Here is a 20,965-nt window from a genome sequence, read left to right as displayed (position 1 = left end):
CCGAGCCGCCGGAGGGGTCACCCGGGTGCGACGTCCGCGTTTCGTAAGGAGCTGAGGGGCGGAATGTCCGGTTTGGATTCGTAGGGTGACATCGTGATCCCCCCTGACTATCCCTCGCTTCCCACCCCGGCCCCCTCGGTCGATGTCGTGCTGCCCTGCCTCGACGAGGCCGCCGCGCTGCCGTGGGTGCTGGCCCGTATCCCGGACGGCTGGCGGGCGCTCGTCGTGGACAACGGGTCCACCGACGGCTCACCCGACGTCGCCCGTTCCCTGGGCGCGACGGTGGTGACGGAGCCCCGGCGCGGTTTCGGGGCCGCCTGCCACGCGGGCCTGCTGGCGTCCGACGCGGACGTCGTCTGCTTCTGCGACTGCGACGCGTCGCTCGACCCGGGTCTGCTGACGCGGTTCGTCCAGGACGTCGTCGCGGGCCGGGCCGATCTCGTGCTCGGGCGGCGCAGGCCGCAGGGGCGTGGCGCCTTCCCCGTGCACGCGCGCGCCGGGAATCTCGCGCTGGCGGGGATGCTGCGCCGGCGCACCGGGCTGCGGCTGCACGACCTGGGCCCGCTGCGCGCCGCGCGCCGCACCTCCCTCCTCGCCCTGGACCTCGCGGACCGCCGCAGCGGCTACCCCCTCCAGATGGTCGTCCGGGCCGCCGACGCGGGCTGGCGCATCGAGGAGCGCCCGGTGCCCTACCGGCCCCGTACGGGAAAGTCGAAGGTCACCGGCACCTGGCGGGGCACCTGGCAGGCGGTACGGGACATGCGCGCGGTCCTCGCGGAGAAGCCGCTGCCGGCGCTCACGTCGCACGGAGAGGCGGCATCCCGGTGAGCGGCGGCGAATCGCCCGCGGCACGGCGGCACGGCACCACCCTCCTCGTCATCGCCAAGTCCCCGGTGCCCGGGCGGGTCAAGACGCGGCTCACGCCGCCGTTCACGCCCGAGGAGGCCGCCCGCCTGGCCGAGGCCTCGCTCGTCGACACCCTGCACGCCGCGCTCGCCACGTCCGCGCGGCGCCGGGTGCTGATCCTCGACGGGGCGCCCGGAGCATGGCTGCCGGCCGGGATCGACGTGGTCGCGCAGTGCGACGGCAGCCTGGACGAGCGGCTCGCGGCGGCGTTCGCCGGGTGCGACGGGCCCGCCGTCCTGATCGGGATGGACACGCCTCAGGTGACGCCCACGCTGCTGGCTCCCGCGCTCGGGCCCGGCGCCTGGCGGGACTGCGACGCGTGGCTCGGGCCCGCCGACGACGGCGGGTTCTGGGCGCTCGGGCTCGCCGAGCCCGACCCGGAGCTGCTGCGGGGCGTCCCGATGTCGACAGCGCACACGGGTGCGGCCCAGCGGACCCGGCTCACGGACGCGGGGCTGCGCGTACGGGACCTGGCGGTCCTGCGGGACGTCGACACGGCCCACGACGCCGCCCTGGTGGCGGCCGCCGCGCCGGACGGCCGGTTCGCCGCCGAACACGCGCGGCTGACGGGGGTGGTCCGCTCATGACCACGGCGCGCGAGGCGGCACCGGCCTGGTGTACGGACCCTTACGCCGACGCCCTGCGCAACGAGCGCGGCCCCCTCTTCCTGCGGCGCGCCGACGGATGGCTGCTGCCTCTCGACGTGGAGCGCTGGTGCGCGGTCGCCGACGCCGCCGACCTGTCGGCGCTGCGTCGCTGCGAGGGCGCCGTCCTCGACATCGGCTGCGGCCCGGGCCGGCTGGTCGCCGCGCTCGCCGCGGCCGGACACCGCGCGCTCGGCATCGATGTGAGCGAGGCCGCGGTCGCGCGGACGGTCCGCCTCGGCGGCGCCGCTCTGCAGCGGTCCGTCTTCGACTCCCTGCCCGGCGAGGGCCGTTGGGGGACGGCACTTCTCCTCGACGGCAACATCGGGATCGGCGGCGACCCGAGGGCCCTGCTGTCCCGCGCCGCCGAACTCACCGCTTCCGGCGGGCTGTTGATCGCCGAGACGTCTCCGCTCGACATGGACGAGCGGGTGGAGGTGCGGGTGGACGACGGACAGGGCGCCGCGGGCTCGCTCTTCCCGTGGGCCCGGGTGGGCACGCGGGCGCTGCTGCGGTACGCGCGCCCGCTCGGCTGGCTGCCGGTCGCTCAGTGGTCCGAGGGCGGGCGCTCCTTCGTCTCCTTGCGCCGCTGACGCTCCCGTTCACGCTCCCGCGCCCGCTCTTCCCGGCGCGCCCTGCGTGCCTGCCTCCAGGGCGACGCGGGAGCGAGGAACGTGACGGCCACGCACCACAGGGCCGACGCGGCGAACAGCACGGCCGTCAGCAGCAGCCACCGCGGCAGGAACGCGTCCCCCGAATGTCCCGTCACGAGGGCGTAGTGGTCCTCGCGCCTCCGCGTGATCAGCGGGAACCACACCAGGAGCAGCAGGCCCGACAGGAACGCGGGGACGCGCACATACGTCATCGTCGTGCGGCTCCGGTCGCCGAGCGCCTTCTGCGCCGCGACGTCCGCGAGCGAGTACACCGGCACGAGCAGCAGGTCGTGGACGAGGGCCGCGCCGACGAACCAGGCCGCCACGGCCCACGCGTCGTTCTCGAGCAGCCGCACGCCCGCGTATCCCGCGAGGGCGAACGATGCCGCCAGGAGCGGGAGTTGGAGCGGGCTCTCGCCGTACCAACGGCTCAGGAGTCGGTTCATCACAGCGCTCCGAACGTCATGCGGGCGACCCACTTGGTGTTGAGGACTCCCGGCGCCGCGGGGACGATGACACGGGCCGGGTAGCCGTGGTCGAGGGTGAGGTCGGCTCCGTTGACGCGCAGGGCGAGCAGGGAGCGCGGGTCGTGGACCTGGTTGTGCCGCAAGGCCGCCTTCCGGAACGCGCCGTGCTGTTGCAGCGATTCGACGAACACGTCGGTGTCGCCGTCGGTCCCGGCGAGGGCGGCGAGGTCGCGCAGCCGTACGCCGCTCCAGTGCTGGTCGTCCGTGGACCAGCCTTCGACGCAGGCGATGGGCAACGCGCTGGTGTGCTGCGGTAGTCGCAGAAGGTCGTCGCGGGTGAGCCGGTGGACGGTGCCTTTCGGTCCGGTGACGACGAGCCGCCACGGCTCGCCCGTGTCGGCGGTGCGGATGCCGGCCACGGCGGCGGTCTTGTTGATCTGGAAGCGGCCGGGGCCGGTGCCCGGGTCGGCGCCGCCGTGCGGCGCGAACAGAGCGGTGCGGCGCCATCCCCCGTCGATGCTCTGGCCGGCCGTCGTGACGAGCAGCAGGAGCGAGCCCGCGCCGACCATGGCGAACGCCCCGCGCCGCGAGACCGTGGGCTCGGCCGGTTTCGCCGGCACCAGGTCACCCGTCTCGGGCAGGCCCGCCTTCCGCTCGCGCAGCACGCGCAGCGCCTGCGGCACGCGCAGCACCGCGTGGACGACGAACGCGCTGATGAACACCCAGGCGCCGTAGAAGTGCAGCGGATAGAAGGAGCCGGGGAACAGGTAGTCGAGCTGCACGTTGAGGATGCCGGTCACGAACTCGAAGAGCGCGCCGCCCACGAGCAGGAGCAGCGACAGCCGTTCCAGGGCGTGGCCGACGGAGCGCGCGGGGGGCAGCTCGAACAGTTTGGGCACGACCGACCACAGCTTGGCGAGGAGCACGGGCACGAGCACGACGCCCACGGTGACGTGCAGTCCCTGGGTGAGACGGTACAGCCAGTGCGGGTCCGTCGGCCAGGAGAACAGATAGAAGCCGAGCAGGCCCTTGCCGGGCGTCTTGTCGTTGACCGCCGCGAGGTTCGGGTTGTAGGCGGCGTACGACAGGAGGCCGGTCACGAAGAGCAGGGTCATGCCGACGAGCAGGACGAGGCCGAGGACCGCGGTGAAGCGCGGGCCACGCAGGGGGCTGCGCCACGGATCGGGGAGAGTGCGGGGGAGGACGCCCATGTGGTTCCTTCAGGCTGTGCGCGGCGGGGGCCCGCCGACCTGTTCCGACCGTATTGCGCACAGCCCGCGGATCGGCGCAGGAAGATCTGACGGTTCGGTGACGCGACCTCGCGGTGCACCATATGGGCGGTGCGGGCGCCTAGCGTTCCGGGTGTGAAGCTCGAAGCTCCCCCCGACGCCCCCCGCACCGCGCCACCCTCCACCGGGACGCGCCGTGACCTGCTCGCCGCCGCAGCCGCCGCCGCCCTGGTCGCGACGGCCGCGCTCGTGGGCCGGTACATCGAGGACCACTACGGCAACCTGTACGTCGACTGGGCACCCCTGTACGCCCATTGGGATCCCCACGTGGGCCCGGGGACCCCGGCGGCGATCGCCGTCGCCGTACTGGTCATCACGTACGGGCCCGGGGTGGCGGACCGGCTTCGGTGGCGGCGGCTGCTGCCCGCCGTGTGGGCCGCGTCGGCGGCGTGGACCTTCTCGCTCGCGCTCGTCGACGGCTGGCAGCGGGGCATCGCCGGACGCCTCACCACGTCGTACGAGTATCTGCGGGTCATCGACCGGTTCGACGACGTCGGCGCGACGCTGCGGGACTTCACGCGGCACATCCTGCTGCACTCCCCCGACCACTGGCCGCCCCATGTCGCGGGGCATCCGCCGGCGGCGACGCTGACCTTCGTGGGCCTGGACCGGATCGGGCTCGGCGGGGGCGCGTGGGCCGGGGTGTGGTGCATCACGGTGGGGTGCACGGCGGCTGTCGCCGTCCTCGTCACGGTGCGCGTGCTCGCCGGCGAGCGGACGGCCCGCCGCGCGGCGCCCTTCCTGGTGCTCGCGCCGTCCGCGGTCTGGGTGGGCACGTCGGCGGACGGCTACTTCGCGGCGGTCGCCGCCTGGTCGGTGGCGCTGCTCGCGGTGGCGGCCACCCACGGCAGCCGCTGGGCGGCCCTCGGCGGCGGACTGCTGTTCGGGCTCACCTGCTATCTGTCGTACGGGCTGACGCTGATGGTCCTCGTCGCGGCGGCCGCGCTGCTCGTGGCGCGGACACTCCGGCCGCTGCCGCTGTTCGTGGTGGGGGCGGCCGTGGTGCCCGTCGCGTTCACCCTCGTCGGGTTCAACTGGTGGGAGGCCTATCACCTGCTGACGGAGCGCTACTACCAGGGCGCGGGCGGGACCCGGCCGTACGGCTACTGGGTGTGGGCCAACCTCGCGTGCACCGTGCTGATCGTCGGGCTTGCCACGGCGGCGGGGCTGAGCCGGGTTCCGGGGCGTGTCCTGCGCGCGCGTGCGGAGCCGGAGGGGCGGCTCGCGCTGGTCGTCCTCGGCGCGGCGCTCGCCCTCCTGGCCGCCGATCTGTCGGGCATGAGCAAGGCGGAGACGGAACGTATCTGGCTCCCGTTCGCCGTCTGGCTCGTCGCGGCCACCGCCCTGCTGCCCGCGCGGTGGCGCCGCGGGTGGCTGACCGCGCAGGCGGTGCTCACCCTGCTGGTCAACCACCTGCTGGTCACGGGGTGGTGACCTTCACCGGCTGCGGCGTGTCCTCACGGGCGGCGGGCCGGTTCCGCAGCAACTGCCTCAACCGCTCCGCCGGGTGCGGCAGGACGACGAACGCCTCGGCCTGGAGACAGGCCCAGCTGATCCTCGGCAGGTCGCGCACCGTGGGGTAGACGACGAAGCGCGGCTCCCACTCGGGCCGGAACTTCGCGTTGAAGCGGTACAGGGACTCGATCTGGAACCAGCGCGACAGAAACACGAGCAGCCCCCGCCACACCCGCAGCACCGGGCCCGCGCCGAGGCGCTCGCCGCGCGCGAGAGCGGCCCGGAACACCGCGAAGTTGAGCGACATACGGCGCACTCCGAGCGCGGGGGCGCCGCGCAGAGCGGCCACGATGAGGAGTTCGTTCAGGCCCGGCTCGGCCGTGCGGTCGCGGCGCATCAGGTCGAGGGAGAGACCGTCCTCGCCCCAGGGCACGAAGTGGAGCAGGGCGCGCACACGGTCGTTGCCCGCCTCGTCGTCCTGGTGGGCGGTGACGACGACGCAGTCCCCGTCGCCGGGGTCGCCGAACCGGCCGAGCGCCATGGAGAACCCGCGTTCGGTGGCGCTGCCCCGCCACGCGGCGGCGGCCTCGCGCAGCCGCTTCTTCTCCTCGTCGGGCAGATCGCGTACGCGCCGCATGCGGCAGGTGTAGCCGGCGCGTTCGATGCGGTTGACCATCTGCCGGACGTTGCGCATGGTGCGCCCCGAGAGGCTGAAGGCCTGGCAGTCGACGATGGCCTCGTCGCCCAGCTCCAGGGCCTTGAGGCCGCCTTCGCGGGTCCAGACCTGTCCGCCGAGTTCGCTGCACCCCATGACGGCGGGGGTCCAGGCGTGCAGGGCGCACTGCCGCAGGAACTCCTTGATGGCACCGGGCCAGGCCTCGTGGTCACCGATGGGGTCACCGCCCGCCAGGGCGACGCCGGACACCACGCGGTAGGCGACGGCGGCCTTGCCGGAGGGCGAGAAGAGGACACTCTTGTCGCCGCGCAGCGAGAAGTAGCCGAGCGAGTCGCGCCGGCCCTCGTCAGCCAGCAGGGCGCGCAGCCGTTCGTCGCTGTCGGCGGGGCGCAGGGAGACGGGCCGCAGGGCGAGATAGACGCTGGTGGCGGCGGTGACCACGCCGAGAGCCAGCAGCGAGAAGTACACGACGTCGCCGGCCCGGTCACTCCTGTACGCGATGGGGCCCGACGCACCGAGCAGGCCGTAGGCGACCTCCCGGACCCGGTCCGCGAAAGTGATGGCGTGGCCCGCCTCCTGGTTCGCCCGCACCCCGACGACGAGCAGGCCGAGCCCGATGCTGCTGCCGCCGAGGACGACGAGGTTCCACAGGGCGCGCGTTCTGCCGCGCGGGTCGGCGAGTGCGTAGAACTCGTCGCGGTAGGCGACGAGCGCGACGCACAGGACGACCGAGACGGTCGCGGGGATCAGGGCGTGATGGCGCACGCCCTGGACGAGCGCGCTGACCGCGAGGAGCCCCACGGCCGCCTCCCAGGCGCGCCGTTTACGGCGGCGCAGGCCTCTGGCGAGCATCACGAGCAGCAGTCCCGCGGCGAGCGCGGCGGCGCGGGCCACCTCCTCGGCGAGGCCCGGCACGTAGGGCGCGATGCGCTCTATGCGGGTCTCCTGCATGTGCGGGGAGATCGCCGACGCGATGTCCAGAATTCCGATGATCAGGCACGTGTGACCTGCCACGGCGGCGGGGCGTTGTTTCACAGTGACCGAGCGTAGGAGCGCTCCACCTCGCTGGAGTAAGAGCGACACAGGAGCAGGGTAAGAACGCGGTGGCCGGCAAACCTTCCTCGGTCATCGCGCCTCTTTCCGGTGAAAACTGCCGAACAGCGCAGATGACGGCTGAAAGTTGAGGAAGACATGGGCCTGACGAGCCGGGCACTCGAGTACGCGACGGTGCTGGCCGCCCTGGTGTGTGTGGGCCTCGCGGTCCGGGTGTGGCCGCGGCTCGCCCGGCGCGGGCCCATGGCCGTGCTCGGCCGCCTCGGCGTGATCGGCGCGACCCAGCTCACGATCCTCACCGCGTTCGCCGTCGCGGTGAACACGAACTTCGACTTCTACGGCTCGTGGGACGAGCTGCTCGGCCATGTCGACAAGGCGCCCGCCGAGGTCACGGCGCTCGGCCGGTCCGGCGTCCACTCCACCGTCGGTGCGGTGCGCGGCGGTCTGGTGCAGCCCGCCGGGCCGCAGGGCCTCGATCGGGTGAAGGGCATTCCGCACGGGCCCGCGGCACAGGTCGGCCGGGTCGAGTCGGTCAAGATCGTCGGACGTCGCAGCAGGGCCGTGAACCCGGCGTTCGTGTATCTGCCGCCGCAGTACTTCCAGAAGCAGTTCCACCGCCAGCGCTTCCCCGTGATGGTCGCGATCAGCGGCTACCCGGGCGGCATCATGAACCTCGCGCAGTACCTCCAGGTCCCGCAGACCGCCGGCCGGCTGCTGAGGGCGGGCGGGATCCAGCCGACGGTGATCGTGATGGTGCGCCCGACGATCGCGCCGCCCCGCGACACGGAGTGCGTGAACGTGCCGGGCGGCCCGCAGGCCGAGACGTTCTTCTCGAAGGATCTGCCGGAGGCGCTCAAGCGGTCGTACCGCGTGGGTCACGACCCCAGCGCGTGGGGCGCTCTCGGCTACTCGTCGGGCGGCACGTGCGCGCTCCAGCTCGTCCTGCGCCACCCCGGCGTGTACACGTCGGCGGCGGCGCTGTCGGCGGACTACAGGATCGGCGACGACCTGACCACCGGCAGCCTCTTCGGCTCGGGTCCCGGCGCCGCGCGGCGGCAGCGCGAGCACGACCTCATCTGGCGTCTGGACCACCTGCCCGTGCCGCGCGTGTCCGTCCTGGCCGCCAGCAGCAGGTCGGGCGAGAAGGACTACGGCGACACGATGAGGTTCCTGCACGCGGTGAAGTCGCCCATGACGTCGGCCCGGATCATCCTGCCGCGCGGCAGCCACCACTTCACGACCTGGCAGCGGGAGATCGCTCCGGCCATGCGGTGGATGAGCGGCCAGCTGACGTTTCCGCAGGACACCATGCCGTCGCCGCACCGCCGGCCCACGGCACAGGCCGCGAACCGGCCACACCCTTAGCCGCGCCCGCGCCGGTGTCCCACCGGGCCGGGCCTCGTCCCGGCCCGACGGATCATCCGGCACCGACGACCCGTTACGGTGGCCTGGCATCGGCGCCGCCCCGGCGCGCCGTCCCCGTCCGACCAGGAGCAGCCCTCATGCCCGAGTCCGCCGTGTCCGCCCGCCCCGCACTGGCCAGGCCGGGCGCGGCGCCCGGCGACGTGGCCGCCGTCTGGTCCGTCGTGACCGGCATGTACGAGGCGTACGCCACCGGGGACCGCGCCCAGATCGACGCCCGGCTCGACCCGGAGGCGACGATCTGGGACCCGGCCGCCGAGCCGCTGCTGCTCGGCAAGCCGGACCTGGACCGGGTGCGAGACGAGCGGCCCGAGTCCGGGGACGGGCCCGTGGGGAGCGGTCTTCGCCCGTACGACCCGGTCGTCGACGTGTTCGGCGACACGGCGGTCCTGCGCTACTGGCTGCGCGTCGCGTACACACCCGGCCCGGACGGCACCCCGCTCCGTCCCGAGCTGCTGCGGAACACGGCGGTCCTGCGCAAGGACCCCACGGTGGGCCGCTGGCTGATCGTGCACCTCCACGAGGACGTACGGCAGGCGGGCGGGGCGCCCGAGACGGCCGTCTAGCGCGGCGGGCCGGCCTTCGTGGCCACCAGGAGGCGGCATCTGGGGCTGCCGTCGGAGCGCTCGCCGAGTTCGGGCAGCGCCCGGAGCGCCACGTCGAAACCGGCCCTGACCAGCTCGCTGCGTACGTCGCCGAGGCGGAAGCCGCGGTAGTACATGACGAAGGGCGGCCGCCACAGCGCGTTGCGGACCCGCATCGCGCCGTCGAAGGCCAGCATCGACCAGTAGCCGCGGGAGCCGGGCCGCGCGGGCGCCGGCACCGGGAACGCGAAGCGTCCGCCCGGCCGCAGCACGGAGTGGACCTGGGCGAACAGGGCGGGCCGCTGCCGCGGCAGGAAGTGGCCGAACGCCCCGAAGCTGACGACGAGGTCGAAGGCCGGTCCGAAGGGCAGGGCGAGGGCGTCGCCGCGCACCAGGTCCGCGCCGCTCCCGTGGGCCGCGCGGCCCGCCGTGAGCATGCCCGCGCTGATGTCGACCCCGACAGGCCGCTCGCGGCACACCTGCGCCAGCACACCGAACCCCGCGCCGGTCCCGCAGCACAGGTCGAGTCCGCGCTCGAAGGGGCCCATGCCGCGTAGGGCACGGGTCACGGGTGCGAGGACCGACCGGGGCGTGCGGAACGGCGTGCGGTCGAACTTGGGGGCGAGCAGGTCGTAGCCGCGCTCGACGGAGGACAGCGCCTGGACGGCGAGCTCCCGGACTGTGGGGCCTTCAGGTGCGAACATCGGGGCTCAGCATAGGCCGCGCCCGGCGTCACGGGGCTTTGCTCAAGGGGTCGAGCAGGGTTCACGGGGCGGCTGGGAACGGTGGCCCGTGACGTGAGTCCTTGCGGGACGGCGCCCCCATGGTGTTACAGTGCGAATGGCACATGTGCTAGCCGCCTCTTCGGCGCCGGTGCCAGTCTCCCTCTCCGAATCGCCGCGACAGCGGGATTCGTCGAATCGATGTCAGCGATGCGCCAGGCGGCGCCGACGCGCCGTACCCCGCATCGCTTCTCCCCGGCCACAGGCTTCTCAGGGCTTTCACGGGCCTCTTCGCCCGCCCGCCTCAGCGGGGCGTGCAGTCACCGCCCCGATCCCGCCGGATCCCACCTCACTCATGCTCTCGTACGAACGTCCGCGAAAGGACCGATTCCGATGACCACCACACTCGAACCCCCCACCACCACAAAGGCGTTCACGTCGCAGCCGAAGGAGGTCGCGGTCCAGGCCGCGGGCGTCCTCGACAGCTCGGGCAACGGGCCCGGGTTCCTGCGCCTGGCCGACCTCCTGCCGACGTCGCACGACGTCCAGGTCCCGGCCGCGCTCATCCGCCGACTCGGCCTGCGCAAGGGCGACTTGATCCAGGGGACATGCGGCAGGCCGCGCGTACTCGCCGAGGTCGAGCGCGTCAACGGGCGCCCCGTCCAGGAGCTGCGCGGGCGGCCCCGGTTCGGTGACCTCACCCCCCTGCACCCGCGGCAGCAACTGCGCCTCGAAACCGCGAAGGGCGGCGTGACGCCCCGCCTGGTCGACCTGTTCACCCCCATCGGCAAGGGGCAGCGCGGGCTGATCGTGGCGCCGCCCAAGACCGGCAAGACGGTGCTGCTCCAGCAGCTCGCCGCGTCCGTCGCCACGAACCACCCCGAGGCCCATCTGATGGTGGTGCTCCTCGACGAACGGCCGGAGGAGGTCACCGACATGCGGCGCTCGGTGCGGGGCGAGGTCTTCGCCTCGACCTTCGACCAGCCCGCGAAGGCGCACATCGCGCTGGCCGAACTGGCCGTCGAGCGCGCCAAGCGGCTCGTCGAGGACGGCCGGGACGTCGTCATCCTCCTCGACTCCCTGACGCGCCTGTGCCGCGCCCACAACAACACGGCCTCGTCCGGCGGCCGTACGCTCAGCGGCGGTGTCGACGCCTCCGCGCTGATCGGGCCCAAGCGGTTCTTCGGAGCGGCGAGGCTCGCCGAGGAGGGCGGCTCGCTCACCGTCCTCGCCACCGCGCTCGTCGACACCGGCTCCCGCGCCGACGACTACTTCTTCGAGGAGCTCAAGAGCACGGGCAACATGGAGATCCGCCTCGACCGCACCCTCGCCGAGCGCCGGATCCACCCCGCCGTCGACCTCGCCCAGTCCGGCACGCGCCGCGAGGAACTCCTGCTGCCCGAGGCCGAGTTGGCGGTCGTACGCGGTCTGCGGCGCGCGCTTCAGTCGCGGGACGGGCACGCCGGGCTCGAGACGCTCGTCGAGCGGATCCGGCAGACGCCGGACAACGCGACGTTCCTGCGGCAGGTGCAGTCCACCGTTCCCCCCGCGTGAGACGGCCGGCACACAAGGTCCCGGGTCGATCCGCGCGACAGGATGCGTAATACTCTCACTATGACTTCGAGCATTACAGCCCCGGAAAGCGCGGGGGCCGGCGGGGCGGTCCGGGTGCGCAGGGCGACCGCCCGCGACGCCAAGCGGCTGACCCGGCTCGTCCGTACGTCCCGCGCCTACGAGGCCCCGTACGCGTCGATGGTGGCCGGCTACCGGGTGGGCCCCGACTACATCGAGGCTCATCGCGTCTTCGTCGCGGTCGGCGCCGACGACCTGGTGCTCGGTTTCTACGCCCTCGTGATCACACCGCCGGAGCTCGACCTGATGTTCGTCGCCGACGCGGCGCAGGGCCTCGGGATCGGGCGGCTGCTGGTCGCCCACATGAAGGACGAGGCGCGCGCCGCCGGACTCGCCTCGGTCCGCGTGGTCTCGCACCCGCCCGCCGAAGGCTTCTACCGCAGCACGGGAGCCGTCCGCACCGGCACCGCGGCCGCCGATCCGCCCGCCGTGATGTGGGACAGGCCGGAATTGGAGTTCCCGATCGGCTGACGCACCCGTACTCCCGGGAGCACACTCGGGGTGGACGAGGAGGCCGGCTTGGACAACGAGGTCCGACACAGCGACGCAGCCCACGGCACCGACGCGGTCCACGCGTTCGACGTCACCGTGGAGATCCCCCAAGGCTCCCGCAACAAGTACGAGATGGACCATTCCGTCGGCCGGATAAGGCTCGACCGGATGCTGTTCACCTCCACCCAGTACCCGGCGGACTACGGATACATCGTGGGCACCCTCGGGCGCGACGGCGATCCGCTCGACGCGCTCGTCCTGGTGGGCGATCCGACGTTCCCCGGCTGCACCGTCGAATGCCGGGCGATCGGCATGTTCGTGATGCGGGACGAGAAAGGCATGGACGAGAAGATTCTGTGCGTGCCCGCGCACGATCCGCGCCATACCTCCGTGCAGGACATCGAGGACATCCCCGAGTTCGACCGTCTGGAGATCACGCACTTCTTCGAGGTCTACAAGGACCTGGAACCCGGCAAGTCGGTCGAGGGATCGCACTGGGAGGGCCGCGACCTCACGTACGCGGAGATCGCCGCCGCGCGCCGCCGGGCCGCCGCCCGAGGGGACTGAGACCGGCCCTGACGGCGCGCACGTGTCAGTGCGCGCCGTCCGTCGCGCAGCGCTCCAGCAGGTCCGCGGTCGCCGCGTCGACGACGCGGTAGCGCACGATCCTGCCCTCTTTCTCCCCCTCGACGACGCCGGCCGCGCGCAGCAGCCGCAGCGCCTGCGAGACCGCCGGGTCGTTCATGCCCGTGGCCACGGCGAGATCCGACACGGCCAGCGGCCCCGCCCGGTACAGCGCGAGCAGCAGCGCGAGGCGCCGGGGATCGGCGAGCAGGGAGAACCGGTCGGCCCAGGCGCGGACGTGTCCTGGCTCACCGATGGCGGCGATGGCCTCGCAGACCCGGTGGCCGTCGATCGTGCGGCGGTCGGCGCGCTCGGCAGGGACGAGATGCATGACGCCATCCTCGCAGCCACCGATGTGATCTTGAATACCCGCGCACACCTACGCAGCTGTGCAGCCTTGCAGGCGTCGCCGAGCGGCCTCTACTGTGGGCGGGCCGTGGTGCTCGGGAATTCGGTGACGGTCCTTCAAAGGACCCAGACCGAAGCGGCCCTCGCCACTGTGATCGGGCCCCGGGTCCCTCGGTAACGAGACGACTCGGGACGCCCCGCCCCACCACGCCACTGGCTGCCGCGCGCAGCCGGGAAGGCAGGGGCGGACGCGGACACCCGTCAGCCAGGAGACCGGCCACGGCATCTCACGAAGTGATTCCACGAGGTGTTGGAGCGTGACCGCATGGCCCTGCCCGTAAAGCCCCCGGAGACCGGACGCGACGCGTTCCACTGGCGGCGCGAGGACACCGTCCGCACCGCCGGGCTCCTGGCGGTGATAGCCGCACTCCATGTCGTCGCGTTCGGCGTGCTGTTCCTGCTCGTCGTGCCGGAGCACTACGAGGTGGGGTCGAAGGCCTTCGGCATCGGCCTCGGCGTCACCGCGTACACCCTGGGGATGCGGCACGCGTTCGACGCCGACCACATCGCCGCGATCGACAACACGACCCGCAAGCTGATGGCCGACGGCAAGCGCCCGGTGTCGGTGGGGTTCTGGTTCGCGCTCGGCCACTCCAGCGTGGTGGTCGTGCTCGCCGCGCTGATCGCCGGCGGCACCCAGCTCGCCGGGCGGATCATGAACGAGGGCTCCGCCACCCATCAGACGCTCGGCGTCATGGGCACCACCATCTCCGGGTCCTTCCTCTACCTCATCGCGGCGCTCAACCTCGTCGCCCTGGTGGGGATCCTGCGGGTGTTCCGGGCGATGCGCGCGGGCTCGTACGACGAGGCGGAGCTCGAACAGCACCTGGACGCACGGGGGTTCATGAACCGGATCCTCGGCCGGTTCACCAAGTCCATCACCCGGCCGGGCCAGATGTACCCGCTCGGCTTCCTCTTCGGCCTCGGCTTCGACACGGCGACCGAGGTCACGCTGATGGTGATGGCGGGCAGCGGCGCGGCGGCCGGACTGCCCTGGTACGCGATCCTGTGCCTGCCGCTCCTGTTCGCCGCCGGGATGAGTCTGTTCGACACCCTGGACGGGACGTTCATGAACTTCGCGTACCAGTGGGCGTTCTCGAACCCCGTGCGCAAGGTGTTCTACAACCTGGCCATCACCGGCCTCTCGATCGCCGTCGCCTTCCTGATCGGCACCATCGAGCTCGTGGGCGTCCTGCACGACAAGCTCGATCTGCGGGACTCGGTGACCGGCTGGATAGCGGGGCTCGACCTGGACAACGTGGGGTTCATCATCGTGGGCCTGTTCGTCGTCGTCTGGGCGGCCGCCATCGGGTACTGGCGGCTCGCGAAGGTCGAGGAACGGTGGGCCGTGCGGACCTGATCCGGCGGGCCGCCGGGACCGGGAATCCGTAAGGTCGTGCGGGTGAGTGAAGCCAGCGTTCCGCCAGCGGCGCCCGCGCCCGTGCCGCGCAGGACCACCCTCCCCGCGGCCCTCACGGTCCTCACGGTCGTGAGCGGCATCGTCGACGCGGTCAGCTATCTGGGCCTCGGCCGGGTCTTCGCGGCGAACATGACCGGCAATGTCGTCATCATCGGCTTCGCCGCCGCGGGCGCTCCCGGGTTCTCCGTCCTCGGGTCGCTCACCTCCCTCGGCGCGTTCCTCGCGGGGGCCGTGTGCGCCGGGCGGCTGACCGCAGTGTTCGCCGGGCGGGCGCGGCAGACCTGGGTGCGGTCGGTGTTCGTCACCGAGGCGGTCCTGCTCGCCGCGGCGACCGCCGTCGCGTTCGCGTGGCCGGGCGAGGCGACGTACGCGCTCATCGCCGTCCTCGCATGGGCGATGGGGCTGCGCAACGCAACCGTCCGCAAACTCGCGGTCCCGGACATGACCACGACGGTCCTCACGATGACGCTGACCGGGCTCGCCTCGGAGTCCTCGCTCGCGGGCGGCACCGATCCGCGGCCGGGGCGGGGGATCACCTCCGTGGTGGCGATGCTCGCGGGCGCCGGGCTCGGCGCGCTGCTCGTGCTGCACCACGGCCTGGGCTGGCCGCTCCTCGTCGGCACCCTGCTCGTGGCGGTGGCCGCGGCCGGATATCGCGAGCCGGCCGCCGACGGGGACGACATCCGATCGGCCTAACCCTGCGGGCGCCGTCCGCCCGGGCTCACTAGCGTCCTGACCAGGACCGCAGCTCCCCCTGCCGCTGCGGCACAGGGACCGGAGACGCCTCATGTTCTGCCCCATAGCCACCGTCATCACGACGACCGCCTGCCTCACCGCGCTCGCGCCCGGGTCGGCAGCCGCGCAGCACCCCTTCGCAGCACCCGCCTCGGTGACCGCACCCGACGAGGTGGGCCGGACCGGCTCGGTGGGCCGGACCACCCCCTTGAGCCCCTCCGACGACGGGCCTCTCGACCGGGGCGCGGACGACGGGACCCGTGACCGGGGCTCGGACGGCGGAACCCGCGACCAGGGCCCGGACGGCGGAACCCGCGACCGGGGCCCGTCGAACCGCGACTCCTACGCGGAGGCACGCCTCTCGCCGCCCACGGTGGTGGGGGCCGCCTCGTCCACCGCCGAGATCACGGTCTACTGCGCCGGCGGCGGGCGCGGCTCCATCACGGCCCGCTCCGAGGCCTTCGCCGCCGGCTCCGTCACACTCCCCGTGTTCGGCGGCGGAATCGGGCAGGACGGGCGGACCCAGTACAGGGGGACTGCACGCCTCGCCGGCGCGGTCGGGGCCAGCTCGCAGGTGTCCGTGCAGGGAGCCTGTCCCGACGGCAGGCAGTGGAGCACCCCGATGAACCTGGCACGCGACAACTATCGCGGCGCACGCGCAGGCGTCGGCAGCACCGCCGGCGGCGGCGTGGACCTGGGCCGGATCGGCTTCGGCGCGGCCCTCGCGGGCGGGGCCGCCTGCCTGCTGTGGCGCAGGACGCGCGCCCCGCAGGAGGACTGACCGTTCCACCCGCCGACCGTCACGCACGAGGCACGTGCGCCGTACGTCCGTTCCGCCCCTGACCAACCGCGCTTTGCCGACAATCGCCTCCATTGCGGCCGGCCGAACGGCGCCCCCGAGGCTCCGCATCCATGACGCACCACCGCGCATCCGGCCGGGGTTGGCTGAAAACAGCCCCTCGGTAGTAACGCGAAAGCCGCTCCGGGCAGCCGGCCACCGGCCGACGCACCGATGAACGCGCCCCGGCCCGAGCGCACTGACGCCCAACACCCGCACACGTGTCCCCATTTGACGCGCCCATGGCGACGAAAGCCCTTACCACGGCCCCCTGACCGGCTGGCGACTTCGCGACGAACTTCGCCGCCGGGCGCTCTGCGTTCATTGTCCCGGTTCCCTCACCGCGCGCGGTGGCTAGCATGAGCGCCACATACGTGCCGGAAGATCACCATCCCGTTGGTGGGACCGGCCGTGCGGCCGACCCGAGCCGATCGGCCACGACCTTCCCGCACGCAAGCACCGATGGGACCGCGGAATGCCAGTGCCTGCCCGCCCGAGTCCGCGCCGCACACCCACGTCGCGGCGCTCCACGCTCGCTGTCCCCCTCGCCGTCCTCGTGGTGGCCGGAGCGGCCGTCGGCGCGGTGACCGCCGCGGCTCCGCAGGCCGCCCGCACCTGGGTGCTCGTAGCGCTCCTGGTCAGCTGGCTCTGTGTGGCCGCCTCCCTCATCACGGCCGCCCTGCTCCAGCAGCGCGCCCGGGGCACCGTGGAGGCCGCGCAGGGCGAATCACTGGCGCTCCAGCAGCAGTTGACGCAGCGCGGGGCCGAGGCCGCCCATCTCGTGAACGTCACGCTCCCCTCCGTGTCGAAGCGGCTGCGGGACGGCGCGGGCGCCGAGGAGGCACTCGCCGCCACCGCGCCGCCCGCGGACCACCAACTGCGCCAGGTACTCGAGGCGTTCACCGCCGAACTGGACGACGCCGTACGGCGCGAGGCGTCCGCGGTGGCCACCGCTCAGGACACGGCCCGCCGGATCGCCCGCACCGACCGCGACCTGGACGAGCTGGCCACCGCGACCCTGCCGGCCGTCGTCGCGGCGCTGCGCGAGGGCTCCACCGCCGACGCGGTCCTCTCGGGCCTCGATCACCCCGACGACGCGCACCTGCGCACCCTGACGGAGTCCTTCGTACGGGAACTCGCCACCAGCGAGCGGCGGGCAGCGGCCGCCCAGGCCGCCAGCGCCAAGGCCCTCAGCCGGGTGCAGGCCAAGTCGGTCAGCATGCTCGCCGATCTGCGCGACATGCAGGACCGGCACGGCGAGGAGGTCTTCGGCGATCTGCTCAGGCTCGACCACAACACGTCCCAACTCGGGTTGCTCACCGACCGGCTGGCCCTCCTCATGGGCGGCCGCGCCAGCCGCGCGTGGAACAAGCCGATCGTCATGGAGAGCATCCTGCGCGGCGCGGTCGGCCGGATCGCCGCCTACCAGCGGGTCAGGCTCCACTGCGCCACGAACGCCGCGATCGCCGGCTTCGCCGCCGAGGGCGTCATGCACCTCCTCGCCGAACTGATGGACAACGCCGCGAACTTCTCGCCGCCCATCGACGAGGTCCACGTCTACGTCGAGGAACGCAGCGCCGGGATCGTCGTGACGATCGAGGACAGCGGCCTGAAGATGGCGGACGCCGCCATGCGCCGGGCCGAGGCCGCGGTGTCGGGCCACGACACGGACCTGGCCTCGCTCCAGGGCACCCGGCTCGGCCTCGCCGTGGTGGGCCGTCTCGCCGCCAAGTACCGGATGAGCGTGAACTTCCGGCCGTCCTCCCGCGGCGGCACCGGTGTCGTGGTCCTCCTTCCGCCGCAGCTGCTCGCCCAGCAGCGCGACCCCGCCCCGCCGCAGCCCCCGGCCCGCCACGCCGCCCCGGCGGCACCTGCCGCACCTGTGACGGCGCCGGACCCCGCGGCGCGGGCGTCCGACGACACCACGCCCGGGATTCCCGCCCAGGCGGACCCGCCGTCCGCGACGCCGGGCGGCCTGCCGGTACGGGCGCCGGGGCGCACCATGGCCTCGGCCGAACGCGACCGCAAGGACCGTGCCCCCGCCGAGGGCGGCACGCCCGCGGAGGAGTCCGCGCGTGCGCCGCGCGACGCCGGTGCGCAGTTCGGTGCCTTCCACCGCTCGCGGCGCGCCCGCGACGAGACGCCCGGCACGTCGCCCGAGGTGCCCCATCAGGCCGACGGTTCACCGGCCGAGTAACCCGCCCCGCTCCCCGCACGCGCCCGGGCACCGGCGCCCCCATCCCCCGTACGAGAACGTTTGATTGGAGGCACGGGCTGGTGACCGGTTCGCCGGGCACAACCCGCCCCACACGCCATGCGGACCACTGACAACAGCCTGACCTGGCTCCTGGAGAGCCTGCTGGACCGCACGCCCGGCACGCGTCACGCCCTGGTGCTCTCCCGGGACGGTCTGAAGCTGTGCTGGAGCGAGCATCTGACCCTCGACCAGGCCGACCAGCTCGCGGCCATCTGCTCCGGCATCCAGGCGCTCGCCCAGGGCGCCTCGGTGGAGTTCGGTGACGGTACGGGCGGTGTACGACACTCGATGACCGAGTTCCACGGCGGTCTGCTGTTCATCGTCGAGGCGGGCGAGGGCGCGCATCTCGCGGTCATCGCCGAGGACGGCGCCGACCCGGGCGTGGTCGGTCACCAGATGAGCGAGCTCGTCGAGCAGATCGGCGAGCACCTGCGGGCCGAACCACGGACGGACGACGGCGAGAGCGCGTCCTCATGACGCGCCGGCCCGTCGACACCGGTGACCCGGACCGGCTGTACACGGTCACGGGTGGCCGCAGCCGGGCCGACGACGACACCTTCGACCTGGTCACCCTGGTCGTCGCCGAGTGCGAGCCCACGCCGGGGATGCAGTCGGAACAGGTCCGCATCCTCGACCTGTGCCGGCATCCGGCGGCCGTGGTCGAGATCGCGGCCGAGATGAAGCTGCCGATCACGGTGGTGCGCATCCTGCTCGGCGATCTCCTCGCGACGGGCCGCATCACCGCCCGGCACCCACGCGCGGCGCGGTCCGTCGCCTCACTCCCCGACTCCGCCCTTCTCAAGGAGGTGCTGCATGGACTCCGCAACCTCTGAGCTGCCCTCCCGTACGCCGCTTGCCGACGTCGCCGAGACCGGGCTCAAGATCGTCATCGTGGGCGGGTTCGGCGTCGGCAAGACGACCCTGGTCCGGTCCGTCAGCGAGATCCGGCCGCTGAACACCGAAGAGGTCATGACGCAGGCGGGCGTCGGCGTCGACGAGCCTGCCGCGGTCTCCTCGAAGACCACGACGACGGTGGCGTTCGACTTCGGGCGCATCAGCCTCACCGAGCGGATGGTGCTCTATCTGTTCGGCGCCCCCGGGCAGGAGCGCTTCTGGTTCCTGTGGGACCGGCTGTTCTCGGGGACGCTCGGCGCGGTCGTGCTCGTCGACACACGGCGGATGAGCGACTCCTGGTACGCCATCGACCGCCTGGAGCACCACAGGACGCCGTTCGTGGTCGCCGTGAACCGGTTCGACGGCGACGGGACCCGGTTCTCCCTCGACGAGATCCGCCAGGCGCTCACGCTGCCCGAGCACGTGCCGCTGATCGACTGCGACGCGCGCGTCAGGTCGTCGGGCAAGCACGTCCTGATCACCCTCGTCGACCACCTCTACGAACTGGCCATGGCCCGGGAGAAGACACCATGACCGACGCGACCCCGCCGCCCGGCTGCCCCGCCCACTCCGGCGCGGTGGCCCTCAGCGGCCTGGAGTACCAGCAGAGCCCCTCGGAGCTGTACCGCTCCCTGCGCAGGGAGCACGGCGCCATCGCGCCCGTCCTGCTCGACGGGGACATCCCGGCGTGGCTGGTCCTCGGCTATCCCGAGGTCACGTATGTCACGAGCCACGACGAGCTGTTCGCCCGGGACTCGCGACGCTGGAACCAGTGGGAGCACATCCCGGCCGACTGGCCGCTGATGCCGTTCGTCGGCTACCAGCCGTCGGTCCTGTTCACGGAGGGCGCCGAGCACCAGCGGCGCGCGGGCGTCATCACTCAGGCCCTCGAAGCGGTCGACCAGTTCGAACTCGCCCGTGACTGCGAGCGCATCGCCGACCAGCTCATCGACGCGTTCGCCGGCAGCGGCAGGGCCGAGCTGATGGCCGCCTTCGCCCATGCCCTGCCGATGCGGGCGGCGGTGCAGTTCTGCGGGATGCCCGCGGGCAGCACCGACTTCGAGCAGCTGGTGGACGATCTGCGGATCTCCCTGGACGCCGCGGAGGGCGACGACCCGGTGGCCGCGTACGGCCGGGTGGGCGCGCGCATCCAGCAACTGGTCAAGGAGAAGCGGGAGTCGCCGGGTCCTGACGTCACGTCACGGATGCTGGCGCACCCGGCGGGCCTCACCGACGAGGAGGTCGTCCAGGATCTGATCTCCGTCATCGCGGCGGCGCAGCAGCCGACGGCCAACTGGATCTGCAACACGCTGCGTCTGCTGCTGACCGACGAGCGGTTCGCGCTGAACGTCTCCGGCGGGCGGCTCAGTGTCGGTCAGGCGCTGAACGAGGTGCTGTGGCTGGACACGCCCACGCAGAACTTCATCGGCCGGTGGGCGGTGCGCGACACGCAGCTGGGCGGGCGGCAGATCCGGGCGGGCGACTGTCTGGTGCTCGGCCTCGCGGCGGCCAACACCGATCCGCAGATCTGGCCCGAGTCGCAGGTGGGCGCGGAGAACTCGGCCCATCTGTCGTTCAGCAACGGCGAGCACCGCTGCCCGTATCCGGCCCCGCTCCTCGCGGACGTCATCGCCCGTACGGCGGTGGAGACGCTCCTGGAACGGCTCCCCGACCTGGTGCTCTCCGTGGAGCCGCAGGAACTGACCTGGCGCCCGTCGATCTGGATGCGCGGACTGACCGCGCTGCCGGTGCAGTTCACCCCTGTGTCGCACTGAGACCTACGGACACGACGCG

The 20,965-nt window shown here is 72.9% G+C and carries 21 protein-coding genes, 1 pseudogene and 1 riboswitch; of the genes and pseudogenes, 17 read left to right on the top strand and 5 right to left on the bottom strand.

Annotation, left to right across the window (positions count from 1 at the left end; genetic code table 11):
- The first annotated feature begins 93 nt into the window (after positions 1-93).
- The 3 genes and pseudogenes from OHO83_RS39375 to OHO83_RS39365 all read left to right on the top strand — a co-directional run.
- Positions 94-828 carry a glycosyltransferase family 2 protein gene (locus tag OHO83_RS39375; RefSeq protein ID WP_266667215.1) on the top strand — a complete coding sequence of 245 codons (735 nt, stop codon included), beginning with the start codon at positions 94-96 and terminating at the stop codon, positions 826-828.
- Complete coding sequence (locus OHO83_RS39370) at positions 825-1,493, top strand: TIGR04282 family arsenosugar biosynthesis glycosyltransferase (protein WP_266667217.1); 669 nt, start codon at positions 825-827, stop codon at positions 1,491-1,493. Before OHO83_RS39375 ends, OHO83_RS39370 begins: the two co-directional genes overlap by 4 nt.
- Positions 1,490-2,140, top strand: a pseudogene (locus OHO83_RS39365) (class I SAM-dependent methyltransferase); the annotation flags it as partial. The gene OHO83_RS39370 and the pseudogene OHO83_RS39365, both read left to right, overlap by 4 nt.
- On the opposite strand, the gene OHO83_RS39360 reads toward OHO83_RS39365, so the two are convergent.
- Entirely contained in the window at positions 2,098-2,649 is a 552-nt protein-coding gene (locus OHO83_RS39360; protein WP_266667219.1) for a hypothetical protein, read from the bottom strand. The pseudogene OHO83_RS39365 and the gene OHO83_RS39360 overlap by 43 nt on opposite strands.
- Positions 2,649-3,881 (bottom strand): molybdopterin-dependent oxidoreductase, encoded by a 1,233-nt coding sequence (locus tag OHO83_RS39355; RefSeq protein WP_266667221.1) that lies wholly within the window; start codon positions 3,879-3,881, stop codon positions 2,649-2,651. The genes OHO83_RS39360 and OHO83_RS39355 overlap by 1 nt, the downstream gene beginning before the upstream one ends.
- Positions 3,882-4,034: 153 nt before the next feature.
- Here OHO83_RS39355 and OHO83_RS39350 point away from each other — a divergent pair, with 153 nt between their 5' ends.
- Positions 4,035-5,393 carry a hypothetical protein gene (locus tag OHO83_RS39350; protein ID WP_266667223.1) on the top strand — a complete coding sequence of 453 codons (1,359 nt, stop codon included), beginning with the start codon at positions 4,035-4,037 and terminating at the stop codon, positions 5,391-5,393.
- On the opposite strand, the gene OHO83_RS39345 is transcribed toward OHO83_RS39350, so the two are convergent.
- Positions 5,380-7,125: a phosphatidylglycerol lysyltransferase domain-containing protein gene (locus OHO83_RS39345; RefSeq protein WP_266667225.1), complete on the bottom strand. Its 1,746-nt coding sequence runs from the start codon at positions 7,123-7,125 to the stop codon at positions 5,380-5,382. The two genes, OHO83_RS39350 and OHO83_RS39345, sit on opposite strands and share 14 nt — an antisense overlap.
- A gap of 156 nt (positions 7,126-7,281) precedes the next feature.
- Here OHO83_RS39345 and OHO83_RS39340 point away from each other — a divergent pair, with 156 nt between their 5' ends.
- A complete protein-coding gene (locus OHO83_RS39340; protein ID WP_266667227.1) occupies positions 7,282-8,508 on the top strand; it encodes an alpha/beta hydrolase in 1,227 nt (408 codons plus the stop codon).
- Positions 8,509-8,645: 137 nt separating this feature from the next.
- A complete protein-coding gene (locus tag OHO83_RS39335; RefSeq protein WP_266667229.1) occupies positions 8,646-9,131 on the top strand; it encodes a DUF4440 domain-containing protein in 486 nt (161 codons plus the stop codon).
- On the opposite strand, the gene OHO83_RS39330 is transcribed toward OHO83_RS39335, so the two are convergent.
- Positions 9,128-9,853: a class I SAM-dependent methyltransferase gene (locus OHO83_RS39330; protein ID WP_266667231.1), complete on the bottom strand. Its 726-nt coding sequence runs from the start codon at positions 9,851-9,853 to the stop codon at positions 9,128-9,130. The genes OHO83_RS39335 and OHO83_RS39330 overlap by 4 nt on opposite strands.
- A gap of 411 nt (positions 9,854-10,264) precedes the next feature.
- Here OHO83_RS39330 and rho point away from each other — a divergent pair, with 411 nt between their 5' ends.
- The 3 genes from rho to OHO83_RS39315 all read left to right on the top strand — a co-directional run bounded on the left by rho (position 10,265) and on the right by OHO83_RS39315 (position 12,562).
- On the top strand, positions 10,265-11,425 hold the full coding sequence (gene rho, locus OHO83_RS39325; RefSeq protein ID WP_266667233.1) for a transcription termination factor Rho: 1,161 nt from the start codon (positions 10,265-10,267) through the stop codon (positions 11,423-11,425).
- 60 nt (positions 11,426-11,485) lie between these two features.
- The gene (locus tag OHO83_RS39320) at positions 11,486-11,974 is read left to right on the top strand and encodes a GNAT family N-acetyltransferase (protein WP_266667235.1); all 489 of its coding nucleotides are present in this window, start codon (positions 11,486-11,488) and stop codon (positions 11,972-11,974) included.
- Positions 11,975-12,127: 153 nt separating this feature from the next.
- A complete protein-coding gene (locus OHO83_RS39315; protein ID WP_382480806.1) occupies positions 12,128-12,562 on the top strand; it encodes an inorganic diphosphatase in 435 nt (144 codons plus the stop codon).
- A 25-nt stretch (positions 12,563-12,587) separates the two neighbouring features.
- Here the strand turns inward: OHO83_RS39315 and OHO83_RS39310 are convergent, their stop codons facing one another.
- Positions 12,588-12,950 (bottom strand): ArsR/SmtB family transcription factor, encoded by a 363-nt coding sequence (locus OHO83_RS39310; protein WP_116500521.1) that lies wholly within the window; start codon positions 12,948-12,950, stop codon positions 12,588-12,590.
- An 89-nt stretch (positions 12,951-13,039) separates the two neighbouring features.
- A riboswitch (cobalamin riboswitch) is annotated at positions 13,040-13,263 on the top strand.
- Positions 13,264-13,292: 29 nt separating this feature from the next.
- Between OHO83_RS39310 and OHO83_RS39305 the strand changes: the two genes are divergently transcribed.
- From OHO83_RS39305 to OHO83_RS39270, 8 genes are all read left to right on the top strand, one after another.
- Positions 13,293-14,387, top strand: coding sequence for a HoxN/HupN/NixA family nickel/cobalt transporter (locus tag OHO83_RS39305; protein WP_266667241.1), 1,095 nt, complete (start codon positions 13,293-13,295; stop codon positions 14,385-14,387).
- A gap of 42 nt (positions 14,388-14,429) precedes the next feature.
- Complete coding sequence (locus OHO83_RS39300; RefSeq protein WP_405637168.1) at positions 14,430-15,143, top strand: YoaK family protein; 714 nt, start codon at positions 14,430-14,432, stop codon at positions 15,141-15,143.
- Between the two features lie 91 nt (positions 15,144-15,234).
- On the top strand, positions 15,235-15,963 hold the full coding sequence (locus OHO83_RS39295; protein ID WP_266667243.1) for a hypothetical protein: 729 nt from the start codon (positions 15,235-15,237) through the stop codon (positions 15,961-15,963).
- 532 nt (positions 15,964-16,495) lie between these two features.
- Entirely contained in the window at positions 16,496-18,217 is a 1,722-nt protein-coding gene (locus OHO83_RS39290; protein ID WP_266667245.1) for a sensor histidine kinase, read from the top strand.
- A 117-nt stretch (positions 18,218-18,334) separates the two neighbouring features.
- Positions 18,335-18,754 (top strand): roadblock/LC7 domain-containing protein, encoded by a 420-nt coding sequence (locus tag OHO83_RS39285; protein ID WP_266667247.1) that lies wholly within the window; start codon positions 18,335-18,337, stop codon positions 18,752-18,754.
- Positions 18,751-19,110: a DUF742 domain-containing protein gene (locus tag OHO83_RS39280; protein WP_266667249.1), complete on the top strand. Its 360-nt coding sequence runs from the start codon at positions 18,751-18,753 to the stop codon at positions 19,108-19,110. Before OHO83_RS39285 ends, OHO83_RS39280 begins: the two co-directional genes overlap by 4 nt.
- The gene (locus OHO83_RS39275) at positions 19,091-19,705 is read left to right on the top strand and encodes a GTP-binding protein (protein WP_266667251.1); all 615 of its coding nucleotides are present in this window, start codon (positions 19,091-19,093) and stop codon (positions 19,703-19,705) included. Before OHO83_RS39280 ends, OHO83_RS39275 begins: the two co-directional genes overlap by 20 nt.
- On the top strand, positions 19,702-20,946 hold the full coding sequence (locus OHO83_RS39270; protein WP_266667253.1) for a cytochrome P450: 1,245 nt from the start codon (positions 19,702-19,704) through the stop codon (positions 20,944-20,946). Before OHO83_RS39275 ends, OHO83_RS39270 begins: the two co-directional genes overlap by 4 nt.
- The last annotated feature ends 19 nt before the right edge of the window (positions 20,947-20,965 follow it).

Origin of the sequence: Streptomyces sp. NBC_00569, assembly GCF_036345255.1 — a bacterium.
Taxonomy (GTDB): domain Bacteria; phylum Actinomycetota; class Actinomycetes; order Streptomycetales; family Streptomycetaceae; genus Streptomyces.
The sequence above is the reverse complement of the archived record's forward strand: the minus strand, read 5'-3'. Positions and strand labels throughout refer to the sequence as shown.

Coding starts and splice junctions, on each gene's coding strand:
- OHO83_RS39360 (WP_266667219.1), bottom strand. CDS start 2,649: ATGAACCGACTCCTGAGCCGTTGGTACGGCGAGAGCCCGCTCCAACTC.
- OHO83_RS39355 (WP_266667221.1), bottom strand. CDS start 3,881: ATGGGCGTCCTCCCCCGCACTCTCCCCGATCCGTGGCGCAGCCCCCTG.
- OHO83_RS39340 (WP_266667227.1), top strand. CDS start 7,282: ATGGGCCTGACGAGCCGGGCACTCGAGTACGCGACGGTGCTGGCCGCC.
- OHO83_RS39335 (WP_266667229.1), top strand. CDS start 8,646: ATGCCCGAGTCCGCCGTGTCCGCCCGCCCCGCACTGGCCAGGCCGGGC.
- OHO83_RS39330 (WP_266667231.1), bottom strand. CDS start 9,853: ATGTTCGCACCTGAAGGCCCCACAGTCCGGGAGCTCGCCGTCCAGGCG.
- rho (WP_266667233.1), top strand. CDS start 10,265: ATGACCACCACACTCGAACCCCCCACCACCACAAAGGCGTTCACGTCG.
- OHO83_RS39320 (WP_266667235.1), top strand. CDS start 11,486: ATGACTTCGAGCATTACAGCCCCGGAAAGCGCGGGGGCCGGCGGGGCG.
- OHO83_RS39315 (WP_382480806.1), top strand. CDS start 12,128: ATGGACCATTCCGTCGGCCGGATAAGGCTCGACCGGATGCTGTTCACC.
- OHO83_RS39310 (WP_116500521.1), bottom strand. CDS start 12,950: ATGCATCTCGTCCCTGCCGAGCGCGCCGACCGCCGCACGATCGACGGC.
- OHO83_RS39305 (WP_266667241.1), top strand. CDS start 13,293: ATGGCCCTGCCCGTAAAGCCCCCGGAGACCGGACGCGACGCGTTCCAC.
- OHO83_RS39295 (WP_266667243.1), top strand. CDS start 15,235: ATGTTCTGCCCCATAGCCACCGTCATCACGACGACCGCCTGCCTCACC.
- OHO83_RS39290 (WP_266667245.1), top strand. CDS start 16,496: ATGCCAGTGCCTGCCCGCCCGAGTCCGCGCCGCACACCCACGTCGCGG.
- OHO83_RS39285 (WP_266667247.1), top strand. CDS start 18,335: ATGCGGACCACTGACAACAGCCTGACCTGGCTCCTGGAGAGCCTGCTG.
- OHO83_RS39280 (WP_266667249.1), top strand. CDS start 18,751: ATGACGCGCCGGCCCGTCGACACCGGTGACCCGGACCGGCTGTACACG.
- OHO83_RS39275 (WP_266667251.1), top strand. CDS start 19,091: ATGGACTCCGCAACCTCTGAGCTGCCCTCCCGTACGCCGCTTGCCGAC.
- OHO83_RS39270 (WP_266667253.1), top strand. CDS start 19,702: ATGACCGACGCGACCCCGCCGCCCGGCTGCCCCGCCCACTCCGGCGCG.